The following is a 15,839-nucleotide window of genomic DNA, read 5'->3' as shown; positions in this document are numbered from 1 at the left end:
GATAACTGTGTTTCTTACACAATTTTTAATTTGGACTGTAATAAATGGCAGTTTAAGTCGTCTAACTATATGTACCTGAGTACAACACGGTAAATTATCTTAAAGGAATAGAACAATGAACAAACTCAACTCAATCACATCAGTCGCAGCACTGCTAGCTTTATCTGTTGCTGGTGTAACTCAAGTATCAGCAGCCCCAACAACGCATTCGACAGAAACCCATGCGAAGAAAGCCAGTGATGCAAAATGTGGTGAAGCCAAGTGTGGATCGAACAAAATGACGAAATCACAAAAAGCAGCTGAAGCAAAATGTGGTGCTGATAAAAAGGCAGCAGATGGTAAATGTGGTGCAACGAAGAAAGCAACGGATGCGAAATGTGGTGCTGATAAAAAAGTTGCTGATGGCAAGTGTGGTAGTAAATAGTCAATCAGTTAAAGAATGATGTCGCTATGAATCACATAGACGGCATCATTTCCAAATTTGGAGTATCACCATGGTTAATTTGGCTGGTGTAGGGCTTGGGCTAAGAAGGGATTTTATTGATGAGTTTTTAGGTGCTAAAAAAGTGCCAGACTTTATTGAAATCGCGCCTGAAAATTGGATAGGTTTTGGTGGTCGGCATGCAAAGTTATTAGCTCGGTGTGTGGAAAAAGCACCTTTAATCTGTCATGGGCTGTCTTTATCCATTGGTGGACCACATCCACTCAATTTAGAGTTTATTCAAAAAATTAAAGGGTTTTTAGAAGATTATCATATCCCGATTTATTCCGAGCATTTAAGTTATACCCATGATCGTGGCTACTTATACGACTTGATGCCAATTCCAATGACTGAGGGGGCAGTTAAATATGTAGCCGAACGTATTTTACGTGTCCAAGATATTTTAGGTAAAAGGCTGGTGATCGAAAATGTCTCAACCTATTTGATGCCAAATGCTGAAATGAGTGAGGCCGATTTTGTATCTGAAGTGCTTCAGCAGGCAGACTGCGAGTTATTACTCGATGTGAATAACGTCTATGTAAACAGTATAAACCACGGCAGTGATGGGTATGCCTTTATTCGAGCAATGCCAAAAGAGCGGATTCGTTATATACATATTGCTGGGCATGAACAAGTTGAACAAAATCTATTGATTGATACGCATGGTGCTGAAGTATGCGATTCTGTCTGGCAATTATTACAATATACTTATCAAGTATGTGGTGTAAAACCAACATTAATTGAGCGTGATTTTAATATTCCATCATGGCAAGAGTTACAAGATGAAATGACGAGAATTAAAACAATTCAGCAGCAGGAGGGCGGTGATGAAAACAGAGCAAATATCTTTCCAAGCTACACAGCAGCAGTTTTGTAATTGGATTCGCTTTCCTCAATCTGAGTTACCAAAAGCTTTCCCTGCGGAACGAATGCAGATTTATCGAGATTTACTTTTTAATAATGTTTGTTCTTTTATTGACTTGGTCTATCCCATTACTCGTGCAATATTGCCTACGATACAGTGGCAAAAGTTATTAACTGAGTTTTTCCAACAAGCGCAATGTGAATCACCGTTTTATAATGATATTTCCCTACAATTTAGAGAGTATCTGACAGATTGTCAGCATCTCAGCTTACACGAATACCCCTGGTTAGCTGAGCTATTACATTTTGAATGGCTTGAACTCTATTTAGATACAGTTCAAATTGAAAAAAAACTCCTTACTCAGCAGAGTGAATGGCAGTTAAATACTCAAGTCTGGGTGCTCGTTTATCAATATCCAGTCTATCAATGGTCATCAAGCACGATGATTGCTGAAGTTGAGCCTATGCCTAGTGTTATATTGGTTTGGCGAAATGATCAAGATAATATCTGCGTAGAAAGCTTATCTGTTTTATTCGCTGTGGTGATTGAACAACTCAATCAACAAGAGTTAGTTGAACAAGATATTAGAAGTTTAATAAAAGCGACGTTTCCTCTTTTTTCTAGCGTTCAGATTCAAACCCAGATCGATGAGTTAAAAGTACTATTAATTCGATTGAAATTGTTAGATCTACCCCATACAAATGATGAGGAAAATGGATGAGCGTAGAGCCTGAAAATGCGTATCAAGAAATATTACAACAACTACAAAATCCAGCTTTTGTAATAGAGTTACGACAACAAATGCTGAAATTCGCAATTCTACAACTGTCATCATTACAGCAGGCTGAAGATGCTGTTCAAGAAGCATTAATGAGCGCATTTCAACATATTGATTCTTTTACTGGCCGAGCAGCTTTTAAAACGTGGGTTTTTGCGATTTTAAAAAACAAGATTTTTGATTTAATTCGGCAAAAATCTCGTTTAATGACGATGAGTGAATTGTTTAATGATGAGGACAGTGAACAAAGTATAGATGCATTATTTGATGCTTCTGGGCATTGGAATAAATATGAAGCACCTCAGGTATGGCCCAGTCCAGAAGAAATATTGGAGCAACAAGATTTTTGGATTATTTTTGATGCCTGTTTGAATCATTTACCAGCCAAATATGCACAAGTTTTCATGCTTAGAGAAATGATTGAACTAAGTTCTGATGAAATTTGTGAAAAGCTAGGACTGACTGTGACTAATTTAAATGTGCTCATGTATAGAAGTCGGACAAGATTACGCGAATGTTTAGAAAACAAATGGTTATTGAAGGATGATTGCTCATGTTAACCTGTCGCCAAGCCACCCAGCTATTATCTGAAAGATTAGATCGAACACTTCAATTTCGAGAGCAGGGCAATTTACAAGTTCATTTATTGCTTTGCCGTTCATGCCGCCGCTATGGAAAACAAGTTAAAACACTCAGTTACCTTTCCAAAGAGTTTAAAAATTTTGATGAGGGTAAGTAGCTCGTGTCTGCTGTTTCCAAAAACAAAGTCCTCAGGCCAAGTTGATGTGAGCAATGTAAAAGAACTATTAATTAGATTTTTTTTATATAGTTAATAGATAGAAAATTATGGTCTTTTAGTCTGATCTATATTTTCGATTATTCAGTATGTTAGTAAACATTAATACTAAGAACACAATGATGACATATTGAAAACTGATGGCAAAAGTAGAAATATAAGGATGAGCAAAATGACGTAAGTAAGTGAGTGTATCGCCTCTACGCCATTCTCTGTATGATGGAAGAGCTTCGTCATCAATTAAAAACCAAACTAGATTGATAATGCATAAAATAAAGCAGAAAAATATAATACCAAGCCAACCATTGATAGATTGTTGGTTTTGATTTAACCTTGCATAATCCTCACGTATTTGTCTTACATGTGGGGCACGAAGTGGGTATCTTAAGTAGTTCACAAAGATAAGCCCAATCACTAAGAAATTACATAGTGCAAAAAAGTCATTTAGAAACTTATGTTGACTCGAAAGCGTGGATGTAATTGTAGTTGGGAATATGCCATAAAATGAAAAATCAAAACTAACAACAACTAGTGCAATTGCAACTGGAATAAGATAAAAATAATAAAAAGGCGCGGTAAGGTCTAAATAGTATAAAAATACTGAATTTTTTTCATGATTCATGTTTGTTTTTTTTACTTTCCTAAAATTAACATAATACCCCGTATGTGGAATAAATTGATTTAATTTATTTTTTCAAAGCTTTATCCATAGTTAACTGTTTGTATCTTCCTGCATTATCTATTCAGGCAATAGTGAAACTTGTCGATGAGTTGAACAAATCAGATTGAACAACACCTAGCTCGACAGTGGATTAGTTCTATATAACTAAAACTCACTTGGGATGGGCATGAATTATTAGATACGCTTAGAGATCGGAATGTTTGGAATCGTATTAAAGAGACTTCTAAAGAAAAAGGCGTAGATATAACTTTTGAATCTATTAAGGTCATGCTTGTTTTGGCTTTAACTAGTTTGTTAACGTAGAGCATTTTGGGAGGGTTGTATATGGATTTGCATATATATGATAATTCGTATATAAAGGTATCATAAAATCTCAAAAGAGCTTAATTCGATGACAACTTCATCAAATGTGAAGATTTATCACAACCCAGCTTGTGGGACATCTAGGAATACTTTGGCTTTGATCCGTAATACAGGGATCGAGCCAATTGTGATTGAATATCTCATTACACCACCTAGTCATGACGAATTAGCTAAATTGATTCAGGACGCAAAATTAACAGTGAGAGAGTCCATTCGTCAGAATGTAGATCCTTATCGGGATTTAGACCTTGATCGTAATGATTTGAGCGATGAGCAGTTACTTGGTTTTATGCTTGATCATCCAATATTGATTAATCGACCATTTGTTATTACTGAATTAGGCATTCGCTTATGCCGTCCCTCAGAAGTTGTTTTAGATATTCTACCATTACCTCAGAAGGGTGCTTTTACGAAAGAGGATGGTGAAAAAGTGATTGATGAAAATGGTCAACGAGTGAATTAAAAATTTTACTTTTATATATGATTATCTGTATATCCAAATAAGTGAATGGGAATTAAGAATGGACCAAGTTAATTTTTTTAAATGCTTATCAGATGAAACTCGACTCAATATCGTGACTTTAGTCACTGAGAATAAAGAATTATGTGTTTGTGATTTGACTGAAAAGTTGCAACTGAGTCAGCCAAAGATTTCAAGGCATTTAGCGTTATTGCGTTCCTCTGGTCTCTTACAGGACAGAAGACAAAGCCAATGGGTGTATTACAGCATTAATCCGCAGTTACCAACGTGGTGCCATGACGTTCTGAATCTTTTGGTAAGCAGTCAAACCTTAGCGAATAAAGCTTCCCAAAATATCCAAATAAATAGTTATTGTGAGTAACAGAATATGAAATTCCTTTTTTTGTGTACTGGAAATAGTTGCCGTAGCATCCTGTCAGAAGTGCTGTTTAATAGTCGTGCCCCAGAGGGTTGGAAAGCATATAGTGCAGGTAGTAAGCCATCAGGGCAAGTACATCCATTGACCTTAGAAACTTTAGAAAATCTAGGTCTTTCAACAGATGGTTTGTGGAGTAAAACCATTGATGACTGCGAAAAATATCAACCTGACGTGGTGATTACTGTTTGCGATTCAGCAGCTCAGGAAGCGTGTCCACTTTATTTAGGTGGAGCGATCAAGGCACATTGGGGCTTGGGTGATCCTTCACATTTAGATTTGCCGAAAGAAGAAAAATTAAAAGCATTCCAAGTTACTGTTGATCATATCAATCGCCGCTTAGACGCTTTATTGGCATTAAATACAACTCATATGACTCGTCCTGATTTGATTGCAGCAATCAATCAAATTTCGCATATTGAATGAGAACATCATGGCTCAACAAAGATTATCCTTTCTAGATCGTAACCTCACTCTATGGATTTTTATCGCCATGGCATTGGGGATTGCGATAGGTGTGTTCTTACCGCAAGCCTCCGTCGCTTTAGATAAAATGAGTGTGGATTCCGTCAATATTCCAATTGCGATTGGTTTGATTCTGATGATGTATCCACCGTTAGCCAAAGTGGATTATGCAGCGCTACCACAAGTGTTTAAAGATAAAAAAACTTTAACTTTGTCACTGGTACAGAACTGGGTGATTGCACCAGTACTGATGTTTGCATTAGCCATTATTTTTTTGCATAGCTATCCAGAGTACATGACAGGCTTGATCTTGATCGGTTTAGCTCGCTGTATTGCGATGGTTTTGGTGTGGAATGGTTTAGCCTGTGGTGATAACCAATATGTAGCTGCATTGGTGGCATTCAATAGTATTTTCCAGATTCTGTTTTTTAGTACCTATGCTTGGTTATTTCTGACTTTCTTACCGCCATATTTTGGTGTTGCAGGGCAAGTGATCAATGTCGATTTCTGGACGATTACCCATGCGGTATTAGTGTATTTGGGAATTCCATTTTTCCTTGGCTTTATTACACGATTCACTCTAGTGAAAGCTAAAGGTCTTGATTGGTATCAAAATGTCTTTTTACCTAAGATCAGTCCACTGAGTTTGTTGGCTTTATTATTCACGATTGTGGCGATGTTTAGCCTCAAAGGGAACGATGTAGTGAGCTTGCCACTAGATGTCTTGCGTATTGCTATTCCATTGACGATTTACTTTATCGTGATGTTCTTCATTAGCTTCTTTATGAGCAAATGGATGGGGAATGACTATCCTAAAACAACAGCAATTTCGTTTACTGCTGCTGGGAATAACTTTGAGTTAGCGCTGGCTGTAGCGATTGCAACCTTTGGTTTAGCTTCACCTGTGGCATTTACCACAGTGATTGGTCCATTGGTTGAAGTGCCAGTATTGATTGCTTTAGTTTGCGTGTCTTTATGGCTCAGAAAAAAGTTTTTTAAAGCAGAGGTGTAATTTCTATGACTCTTCCGAATGTAGATATGAATCTTTTGGATCAAGCTACTTTAGAAAAAGTACAAGCTAAAGAGCTGGATCATCCACCACGTATTTTGCTGCTGTATGGCTCTAACCGCGAACGTTCATACAGCCGATTGGCGGTGATGGAAGCAGGTCGTATCTTGGAGCAGTTTGGTGCTGAAGTAAAAATTTTTCATCCGAAAGGTTTGCCCTTACCTGAAGATGCGGACACTGAGCATCCAAAGGTGAAAGAGTTACATGATTTACTCGCTTGGGCAGAAGGGATGGTGTGGTGCTCACCTGAACGTCATGGCTCAATGAGTTCGATTTTTAAATCACAAATTGACTGGATACCATTGGCAGGCGGTGCAATTCGAGCAACGCAAGGAAAAACTTTGGCATTGATGCAGGTTAGTGGCGGTTCGCAGTCCTTTAACAGCTTAAACCAGATGCGTATTTTAGGCCGTTGGATGCGCATGATCACCATTCCTAACCAATCATCTATTCCAAAAGCTTTTTTAGAGTTTGAAGAAGATGGAAGGATGAAACCCTCATCCTTCTATGATCGAATTGTCGATGTAATGGAAGAACTATATAAGTTCACCTTGCTCACTCGTGGACAAAGTCAGTACCTCACAGATCGTTATTCAGAGCGAAAAGAGTCGGCTGAGGAATTATCAAAACGTGTGAATCAATGTAATCTTTAAATGAAGCTATGAACGGGTTGCATACCCGTTTAACTGTAAAGGTATGTTTTGATCAGGTTCTTAAGCGGAAACTGATAACAGAATGTAGATTAAATAAGGAAATTTTTAGTAGTTCTTGAAATTGATTGACCTGTTAAATAAATGTACAAAAAGCTAATGGGTCAAAATTGGGTAAATTTGAGTTGTATAAAAATAAAATTTAAATAAAACAGTGGGTTATTTATTAAATTCAACTGACGCCATCGAGCCTGTAAATAAAACTGTGTAAATGTCCAAATCTTAGTACCCTGTAATAGGGATAGATGGAGACATCCACAATGGATCACAGTCAATTGATGGCACTGGCAAAAGAATTTGCCAAAAACCTAAAAACAGATTCTGACCTGAATGAATTCAGTAAAGCTCTAAAGAAACTTACCGTTGAAACAGCCCTAAATGCAGAACTCACTGAGCATTTAGGGCATGAGCGTCACCAGCCTAGTGCCAAAGGCAATGCACGTAATGGCTACAGTAAGAAGCAACTACTAACGGGTGATGGTGAGTTTGAGCTGAATACCCCACGTGATCGTGATGGTACATTTGAACCACAATTAGTGAAGAAACACCAAACCAGAATCACCAGCATGGATAGCCAAATCCTATCGCTGTATGCCAAAGGCATGACCACCCGTGAAATCGTCAGTACATTCAAAGAACTATACGATGCAGATGTATCTCCTAGTTTGATTTCCAAGGTGACAGATGCGGTTAAAGAGCAAGTGATTGAGTGGCAGAATCGCCCACTCGATAACATTTACCCCATCGTGTACCTTGATTGCATTGTGGTGAAGGTCAGACAGGACAACAGCGTTATTAACAAAGCTGTCTTTCTAGCATTGGGTGTTAACCTCGAGGGTCACAAAGAACTGCTAGGTATGTGGATCGCCGAGAATGAAGGTGCCAAATTCTGGCTGTCCGTTCTAACAGAACTAAAGAATCGTGGTGTACAAGACATTCTGATTGCCTGTGTAGATGGTTTGAAAGGCTTTCCTGATGCGATTACTACCGTCTACCCACAAACACGCATTCAACTATGTATTATCCACATGGTACGCAACAGTTTGAAATATGTGAGTTGGAAGGACTATAAAGCCGTCACCAGTGACTTGAAGCGTATTTATCAAGCTGTTACTGAAGAGTCTGCCTTGCAGGCATTAGAAGTCTTTGCGAGCACATGGGATGATAAATACCCGCAGATTAGCAAATCTTGGTACGGGCACTGGCAGAACCTAAATACCTTGTTTGCTTATCCAGCAGATATTCGTAAAGCGATTTACACCACCAATGCAATTGAATCACTAAATAGTGTGATTCGGCAGGCAATCAAGAAGCGTAAGCTCTTTCCAACCGATGACTCGGTCAGAAAGGTAATCTATTTGGCAATTGAAGCTGCATCAAAAAAGTGGAATATGCCAATTCGGGATTGGCGTGCTGCTATGAGTCGGTTTATGATCGAATTTGAAGGTCGTTTAGACGCTTTCATTTAAGAGACATTTACACAGAAGTTTTTACAGGCTCACGCCATCTCCACCATATATCTAAAATCATATAAACTCTTATAACTTTATATGAATAACTAAGCCTTAAACTTCAACAGTTTAGGGCTTTTTAATGCCTAAATTACTATCACTAACATCATTTGAGAATAACGTACTATCAAGATATGATGTTACACAGGAGTGACACACGTGTAACAGGTGCTAAATGCTTTTAGATTCACAAGTAAAAATCTAAAAGCAAAAGAACAATAATATTCTCTTGATGATGAGGGCTTATCTATTGATTTCTACAGTAAGCTTCTTTATCAATACTATTATTCTTATTATCATAATCACCTCCACACAAGTACTAAAGATCAAAAAGGTTTCAATGACTCTGTTTCATTCATTCCGTTTATCTTGAATTAAGCTTTTCCAATCTATCTTTGAACCCGTATGTTAATGGGGTGTTGTGATTTGTTTCATATTGTTTTTGACTTTGTAGGTTCTGTTATACTCAGGTTGCAAATCTTTCCTCGAAAGGGGAAGTAATAAAAGTGTCTCAGCAATTTGATTACTCATTTTTTGGTCTGTAGTGATTAGTATCGTCTTTATCTGACATTTGTTAATAGCAAGCTTCGGCTTACAAAATGCGGTGATGCGCTTTGGTTTATTATTCTCCATCATTATTTTGCTGTTTTGTGTTTGGCATTAGCCAATGCACTCAAACAGAATCAATTTAATCCTTTAGCAATGCGAGTGATCACGAAGTTAACTCAATTATCACATCATTACATCACTGAAAAATCAGAAACATTTTAAATTGGGTAAATAACTTTTGTTTTTCATTTTCTATTCAGATATTTATTTTCATTGATTAAGCGATGGAAAGATGTAGATGAATATTTTCTTTTTCTTCTCTAACTTCCTGAGGATTGTATGGCAACAGATAATCCAAGAGCAGTTGATGATGCTGCATTAGCAAATAAAGACCATTTAAATCGTGTGGTCTTTTATATTTCAGCTCTACTTATTTTAACATTTGCACTTGTTACGATTTTATTTAACGACTTTGCTAATCATTTATTGAATGTCGTGTTGGCGTGGGTCAGTGACAAATTCAGCTGGTACTATTTATTAGCTGCAACATTGTACTTAGTCTTTGTGATTTTTATCGCTTTCTCACGTTATGGCGATATCAAACTTGGTCCAAAGCATTCGAAACCTGAGTTTAGTCTATTAAGTTGGTCTGCGATGCTGTTCGCTGCTGGAATTGGGACCGACTTAATGTTCTTCTCGGTTGCAGAACCGTTATCGCATTATATGAATCCACCCATAGGTGAAGGACAGACTTATGAAGCTGCACGTCAGGGCATGGTTTGGACATTATTCCACTATGGCTTAACAGGGTGGGGGATGTACGCCTTGGTGGGGATGGCATTGGGATATTTTAGTTACCGCTATAATTTGCCATTAACGATTCGTTCTGCACTATATCCAATCTTTGGTAAAAAAATTGATGGTCCTATTGGGCATACGGTTGATATTGCTGCTGTGATCGGAACGATCTTCGGTATTGCTACCACCTGTGGTATTGCAGTAGTTCAGATTAATTATGGTCTACATGTGCTGTTGGATATCCCAGAGAATCTCTGGATTCAGATTGCACTGATTTTAGTTGCTGTGATTGTGACTATTATTTCAGTCACCGCTGGTGTAAATAAAGGCATCAAGGTTTTGTCTGAAATTAATATCTATGCCGCAATTGGCTTGATGCTGTTCGTATTGTTCCTTGGGAATACCGAATTTCTGCTCAATGCACTGGTACAAAACTTTGGTGATTATATTAGTCGCTTCCCAAGTTTAGCTTTAGAAAGTTTTGCCTTTGATCGACCAAAAGACTGGATGAATAGCTGGACCTTGTTCTTCTGGGCATGGTGGGTAGCTTGGTCTCCATTTGTCGGCTTATTTCTGGCGAGGATTTCTCGAGGTCGTACAATCCGTGAATTCGTTTGTGGAACTTTGATCATTCCTCTGTTGTTCACTATCACATGGTTGTCTATTTTCGGTAATAGTGCCTTACATAGTGTGATCTTTGATGGTAATAGCACACTGGCACAAACCGTATTGACCAATCCTGCACATGGCTTTTATGACTTACTTGCTCAGTATCCAGGCTTTGCCTTTATTGCCAGTATTGCCACCATTACAGGTTTGCTTTTCTACGTGACCTCAGCAGATTCAGGTGCTTTGGTACTCGGGAACTTCACGACCAAATTTTCTAGTGTTGATCATGATGCCCCACGTTGGTTGCGTATCTTCTGGGCTACTGCAATCGGCTTACTGACGGTAGCCATGCTTATGGCGAACGGAATCACCGCCTTGCAAAGTGCAACAGTCATTATGGGATTACCCTTCAGTTTTGTCATGTTGTTAGTGATGGCAGGTTTGTATAAATCCTTGCGCTTGGAAGATTATCGTAAAGCGAGTCGTAGTCCAAATGCAGCACCTGTCGTAGGGAATGTTGATATTCTAAACTGGAAGCAACGTTTGTCTCGTGTCATGTTTCATCCTGGTAGTCGTGAGACACTGAGTATGCTCGATAGCGTGTGTAAACCTGCGGTTCAGACGGTTGCAGATGAGTTGGTTAAACGTGGCATGAGTATCGAAGTAACGCAAGGAGAAGTGGAAGATAGTGATACCTTGTATCATCTTGATTTAACCATCTACATCGAAGAAGAGTTTAATTTTATTTATCAGATCTGGCCTGTGCGTTATATCACACCGACCTTTAGTGAGCGTGGTAAACGCGGTATGCAATATTACTATCGTTTAGAAACTTTCTTGTACGAAGGTTCGCAGGACAATGACTTGGTCGGATACACCAAAGAGCAGGTGATTAATGATATTTTAGATAAGTACGAACGTCATATGACCTTTTTACATATCAATCGAATTAGCCCCGGAAATCGTCCTTTGTATCCTGACTCACAAGACTAATGTTTTGATATAAAACTCCCTCGATTAAGTATGTTCTACTTAAGGGGGGAGTTCAGTAAGCGTCTAAGTTAAAATCCATTTTCAATACATGGGTTTTGGTGAAAGTCTAAAAATCGTTGTGAGAGCTCAATGAGTAGAATAAGCTAAGCCGTTGAGAAAAAGACTAATGCAATAGACAGCTAAGTGGTTTTTTTATTTTTTGAGATTGGGTAAAATTACAGCAAATTTAGCACTTTATAAAATGGAAATTAGCATGTTGAACAAAATTTTACTGATTGCCTTAGCGGTATTGCCAGTATTTGCACAAGCACAAAGCTTCAAATACACAAACACCGAGTCTGGTTTTAAAAATTATCAGGGACAAGCTACTTTAACAGGAAAATTTTCACGTAATTTAGACCCTGAATATTTGGATTATATGGGGGATGATATTTGCTTTGAACCCAATAAAACCTCAGCTGCACTGATACCACGTCCAAAAGGTGACACACGAGATGTATGGTTTTGCTTTAGCAACTTTGATGCAGCAAAAAAGACTTTTAAGTTACCAGACAATATTAAAAAAGGTTATTGCCAATATGAAGGACAGGCAACGATTCAAATTAAAGACTATCATTTATTTATAGAGGAAACTGAAGGTTTTGATTCAACTCAATTAGTTTCAGCGACCAATATTACTCCTGCAAAAGCAATAAAATGTAAAGTGCAGAATTAAGACTGTTTGAATACTGTGATGAGATTTGATCGCTACAGGTAAATAGAGCTTAACTTGGTTAGCCATTCGCAAACAAAAAAGATCGCATTCATGCGATCTTTTTCTTTTATAACGAATACTTAAGCTATCCATGCTTATTTATTCTTTTTGCTGATTTTTTTATATTCTTCATATGCCTCCTCAGCAAATTTGCGTAATGAAGCTCCGATCGCAGCGTATTGGAACTCATTTAAATTGGCAAGCGAGGCACGTGCAGACGGGTGTTGAACACCAAAACCTGAACCCGGAAGCAGCACTACACCTGTTTCATCAGCAACTCGGAAAAGTAATTCTGTTGGATTCTTATTTTTCATCACCCAATCAGCAAACGCATCACCATATAGTTTTCTTGAGGTATTTTCTAAATTGACCAAGGTATAGTAATCAACAGCGTTTGGATCTTGTGGAACTTCAACGCCAAGCTGTCTATAAAGGGCAGCATCACGTTCTCTTACCACAGATTTCACTGCTTTTTTATAACTTTGACGAGAGTCCATCATATTGAATAATGCAAACAGGACCATTTGTACTTGTTGAGGTGTGGATAATCCAGCCGTGTGATTTAAAGCAACATTTCGACTATCGGCAACAAGGCGATCTATAAACTTAATACTAGATGGATCTGTGGTGAGGGATGAGTAGCGTTCTTCGAGTTCTTTCTTGTCTTTTTTAGAAAGCGCTGCAATTTTTTTATCTAAAATATTATGATTACTCAACGCAATGACACCCAAACGCCAACCTGTCGCGCCAAAATATTTAGAGAAAGAATAAACCAGAATGGTATTGTCAGGGCAAATCGCAAACAAAGATTTAAAATTATCAGCAAATGTTCCATAAACGTCATCAGTTAAGATAATCAGATCAGGGCGTTTTTTGACAATATCAGCCAAAATCGCTAAGCCTTCATCACTCATTTTAACCGAAGGTGGGTTACTTGGATTGACCAAGAAAAAGGCTTTGATTGATGGATCTTCTAATTTTCGCAACTCTGATTCAGGGTATTGCCAACCTAGATTTGGATCAGCCTCGATCAAAACCTCTTCAAGTTGATAATCGTTAAGTTTGGGAATTTCAAGATAAGGGGTAAAGATAGGAGAACCTATGGCAATACGATCACCATGTGAAATAATCTTATTTTCTTTTAATGAGTTAAAGATATAAGCCATTGCAGCCGTCCCACCTTCAACTGCAAATAAATCGAGTTCCTCTTTAGGCATACCTTGTACGCCCATTTCACGTAAAACGTATTCTTTGATAATTTTTTCACTGACTTTGAGCATTCGATCAGGAACTGGATAATTACAGCCGAGAATACCTTCGACCATTTCAAGTAAAAAAGCATCTGGATCTAGTCCTAATTGATCACGCACATAAGAAATCGCTTTCCCAAGAAAAACAACACCAGGTTTGTCGCGATTTTCTAAAACGAAATGGTCAAAGCGTGATTGCAATCCTTCTTCACGGGGAAATCCACCAAGCCCTTCTGGCATATAGGAAAAAGAAAATTCTGATTCAGTGGCTGAAAATAGACCCAATTGGAAAAAGGCACGACGTGGAATGGTTGCGAGAAAATTGGGATTGCCTCGTCCAGCATTGAGCATCATACGGTCAGTATGGCTTTGCGCCAAAGCAATCAATTCATCTTTAAGTTCAAATGGGCTGAGTTTTGCGTATTTTGAATAATCAACGTTCCCCATGGGAAGTCTCCTTCATTATATTGATATCAATGTGTTTGGGATTTATAAATTTATTTATGCTAAACCAACAATCAGTGGGCCGAGCAGGGTCAAAAATACATTTGCGAGTGCATAGGTAATTGCAAATGGAACAGTTGGAATCGAATTTCCAGCTTTGTCTAGTACGCCACCAAAAGCAGGATTGGCACTTCTTGAGCCTGTTAATGCTCCTGCCATTACGGCGACATTGTCATAACGAAGGACATAACGGGCAAAGAGCATGGAAAGAATAAGTGGGACTAGGGTAACCACAACCCCAATCATAAAGAGCGATAAGCCACTTTCTTTAATGGTTTGAATAGCCTGTAGCCCTGATTGCAGTCCAACAGCAGCAACAAAACCAGCAAGACCGAGATCTTTAAGTAGTTGTGAAGCGGCTAAGGGCATGTTGCCATGCACTTGATTTCGGCTACGAAGCCAACCGAAGAGTAGACCTGAAAGCAGAGCACCACCACCTGCGCCAAGCGTTAAAGGTACATCCCCAATTCGGATAACAAATAAACCAATGACCAAACCAACGACTAAGCCAGCGCCGTGAAAAATCCAATCTGTTTTTAAACTCTCAGGTAAGGCTTTTCCTGCTTCTTTGACTAAACGATCAAGATCACTTTTTGTTCCATAGACAGTCACGACATCACCTTGGTGAAGTACAGTATCATCACTCAACCTTTGAGCTTCACTGTTACGTTTAATCGCAAGGACATAAATGCCATGTTTTAAATAATCTGGCGTATTGGTCTTAATATCACCAAGTGTGCGGTTGACATATTTTGAATTTCTCAAAATAACATCGGTCGTATCCATGATCATTTCCATGCCTTGTGAGGACTGTAATTCAGATCCGATAGACGCAGCGATGGAAACAATACTTGCTCGTCGACCCACTACGAGCACAACATCATCTTTTTGTAAGCTGATGTCAGGGCTAACATCAATAAACTGATCTTTACGTTTCAATCGTTCAATGGTCACACTTGGGGCAATGGTTTCAAGTTCTGCAATAGTTTGTCCCGCGGCTTGTTTGACTTTGTAGATTCGTCCAACAATTTCAGGCATTGCCAGTTCTTGACCTGGTGCAAGTTCAAAAGCACCTTTTAACTGTTCTGCTTGTGCCTTCAACGCATCATCATGTATTTCTCGACCCATGAATTTTGGTAGAAGATTTACACAGACAATAATGGCACCCAAGGAGCCAAAAATATAAGTTACAGCATATCCAATCGCAACATTGGCTTGGAGCTTTTGGATTTCTGCAAGTGGTAAATCTAAACGAGAAATTGCATCTCCTGCTGTACCGATGATTGCCGATTGAGTCATTCCACCTGCAGCAAGCCCAGCGGCTAAACCTTTGTCCAGATTAAAGATTTTTGCCATTGCTAAAACAGTGATCAGACCACATACTGCCATAAAGATCGCCAACAGAATTTCTTTAATCGATTGTGGACCAAGTGATTTAAAAAACTGTGGACCACTTTCAAAGCCAACTGCATAAATAAATAGAGCAAAAAGAATGGCTTTTACGCCATTGTCTATGGGAACACCAATCAAGCTCAGAATTACTGCGACAAGCAATGATCCTGCAACCCCCCCAAATTGAAACTTACCGAATTGAAATTGACCGATCCAAAAACCTATTGCTAAAGATAAGAATAATAGGATTTCTGGACTATGTTTTAACTCGCCTTGTAGCCATTCAATCATTTTACGGCCCACCTTTATTATTTAATCTATATTTGATAATGAAATAAGATATTTAAATTTTTGCCTTCAATGAAAATACTATT

16 protein-coding genes and 1 pseudogene are annotated in these 15,839 nt (G+C 38.4%); 14 read left to right on the top strand and 3 right to left on the bottom strand.

What is annotated here, in order from left to right; all coding sequences use genetic code 11:
* The first annotated feature begins 115 nt into the window (after window positions 1–115).
* The 5 genes from I9192_RS16945 (at window position 116) to I9192_RS16925 (ending at window position 2,863) form a co-directional block, all read left to right on the top strand.
* On the top strand, window positions 116–424 hold the full coding sequence (locus I9192_RS16945; protein WP_100885835.1) for an HvfA family oxazolone/thioamide-modified RiPP metallophore: 309 nt from the start codon (window positions 116–118) through the stop codon (window positions 422–424).
* Between the two features lie 70 nt (window positions 425–494).
* Entirely contained in the window at window positions 495–1,358 is an 864-nt protein-coding gene (locus I9192_RS16940) for an HvfB family MNIO-type RiPP peptide maturase (protein WP_151779440.1), read from the top strand.
* Complete coding sequence (locus I9192_RS16935) at window positions 1,309–2,067, top strand: HvfC family RiPP maturation protein (RefSeq protein ID WP_100885833.1); 759 nt, start codon at window positions 1,309–1,311, stop codon at window positions 2,065–2,067. Before I9192_RS16940 ends, I9192_RS16935 begins: the two co-directional genes overlap by 50 nt.
* Complete coding sequence (locus I9192_RS16930; RefSeq protein ID WP_100885832.1) at window positions 2,064–2,684, top strand: RNA polymerase factor sigma-70; 621 nt, start codon at window positions 2,064–2,066, stop codon at window positions 2,682–2,684. The genes I9192_RS16935 and I9192_RS16930 overlap by 4 nt, the downstream gene beginning before the upstream one ends.
* Window positions 2,678–2,863, top strand: coding sequence for a zf-HC2 domain-containing protein (locus tag I9192_RS16925; protein WP_100885831.1), 186 nt, complete (start codon window positions 2,678–2,680; stop codon window positions 2,861–2,863). The genes I9192_RS16930 and I9192_RS16925 overlap by 7 nt, the downstream gene beginning before the upstream one ends.
* A gap of 115 nt (window positions 2,864–2,978) precedes the next feature.
* Here I9192_RS16925 and I9192_RS16920 read toward each other — a convergent pair whose 3' ends face one another.
* A complete protein-coding gene (locus I9192_RS16920; RefSeq protein ID WP_151751410.1) occupies window positions 2,979–3,542 on the bottom strand; it encodes a hypothetical protein in 564 nt (187 codons plus the stop codon).
* A 249-nt stretch (window positions 3,543–3,791) separates the two neighbouring features.
* On the opposite strand from I9192_RS16920, the pseudogene I9192_RS22605 reads away from it, so the two are divergent.
* From I9192_RS22605 to I9192_RS16875, 9 genes and pseudogenes are all read left to right on the top strand, one after another.
* Window positions 3,792–3,905, top strand: a pseudogene (locus I9192_RS22605) (DUF2513 domain-containing protein); the annotation flags it as partial.
* A gap of 88 nt (window positions 3,906–3,993) precedes the next feature.
* Window positions 3,994–4,428, top strand: a complete 435-nt coding sequence (arsC, locus tag I9192_RS16910) for an arsenate reductase (glutaredoxin) (RefSeq protein ID WP_200149951.1) — start codon at window positions 3,994–3,996, stop codon at window positions 4,426–4,428.
* Window positions 4,429–4,486: 58 nt separating this feature from the next.
* Window positions 4,487–4,807, top strand: coding sequence for a metalloregulator ArsR/SmtB family transcription factor (locus I9192_RS16905; RefSeq protein WP_042090135.1), 321 nt, complete (start codon window positions 4,487–4,489; stop codon window positions 4,805–4,807).
* A 6-nt stretch (window positions 4,808–4,813) separates the two neighbouring features.
* On the top strand, window positions 4,814–5,287 hold the full coding sequence (locus I9192_RS16900; RefSeq protein ID WP_151751411.1) for an arsenate reductase ArsC: 474 nt from the start codon (window positions 4,814–4,816) through the stop codon (window positions 5,285–5,287).
* 7 nt (window positions 5,288–5,294) lie between these two features.
* Entirely contained in the window at window positions 5,295–6,338 is a 1,044-nt protein-coding gene (gene arsB, locus I9192_RS16895; protein ID WP_151751412.1) for an ACR3 family arsenite efflux transporter, read from the top strand.
* 5 nt (window positions 6,339–6,343) lie between these two features.
* A complete protein-coding gene (gene arsH / locus I9192_RS16890; protein ID WP_151751413.1) occupies window positions 6,344–7,048 on the top strand; it encodes an arsenical resistance protein ArsH in 705 nt (234 codons plus the stop codon).
* 317 nt (window positions 7,049–7,365) lie between these two features.
* Window positions 7,366–8,574: an IS256-like element ISAbe10 family transposase gene (locus I9192_RS16885; protein ID WP_100886046.1), complete on the top strand. Its 1,209-nt coding sequence runs from the start codon at window positions 7,366–7,368 to the stop codon at window positions 8,572–8,574.
* Window positions 8,575–9,504: 930 nt separating this feature from the next.
* A complete protein-coding gene (locus tag I9192_RS16880; protein ID WP_005033340.1) occupies window positions 9,505–11,565 on the top strand; it encodes a choline transporter in 2,061 nt (686 codons plus the stop codon).
* A 253-nt stretch (window positions 11,566–11,818) separates the two neighbouring features.
* Window positions 11,819–12,280: a hypothetical protein gene (locus I9192_RS16875; protein WP_171496307.1), complete on the top strand. Its 462-nt coding sequence runs from the start codon at window positions 11,819–11,821 to the stop codon at window positions 12,278–12,280.
* A 134-nt stretch (window positions 12,281–12,414) separates the two neighbouring features.
* Here the strand turns inward: I9192_RS16875 and I9192_RS16870 are convergent, their stop codons facing one another.
* Both I9192_RS16870 and aspT read right to left on the bottom strand, forming a co-directional pair.
* The gene (locus I9192_RS16870) at window positions 12,415–14,016 is read right to left on the bottom strand and encodes a bifunctional aspartate transaminase/aspartate 4-decarboxylase (RefSeq protein WP_200149950.1); all 1,602 of its coding nucleotides are present in this window, start codon (window positions 14,014–14,016) and stop codon (window positions 12,415–12,417) included.
* 54 nt (window positions 14,017–14,070) lie between these two features.
* The gene (aspT, locus tag I9192_RS16865) at window positions 14,071–15,756 is read right to left on the bottom strand and encodes an aspartate-alanine antiporter (RefSeq protein ID WP_200149949.1); all 1,686 of its coding nucleotides are present in this window, start codon (window positions 15,754–15,756) and stop codon (window positions 14,071–14,073) included.
* Window positions 15,757–15,839: the final 83 nt, after the last annotated feature.

It is taken from the genome of Acinetobacter bereziniae (assembly GCF_016576965.1).
Lineage (GTDB): Bacteria > Pseudomonadota > Gammaproteobacteria > Pseudomonadales > Moraxellaceae > Acinetobacter > Acinetobacter bereziniae.
The sequence above is the reverse complement of the archived record's forward strand: the minus strand, read 5'-3'. Positions and strand labels throughout refer to the sequence as shown.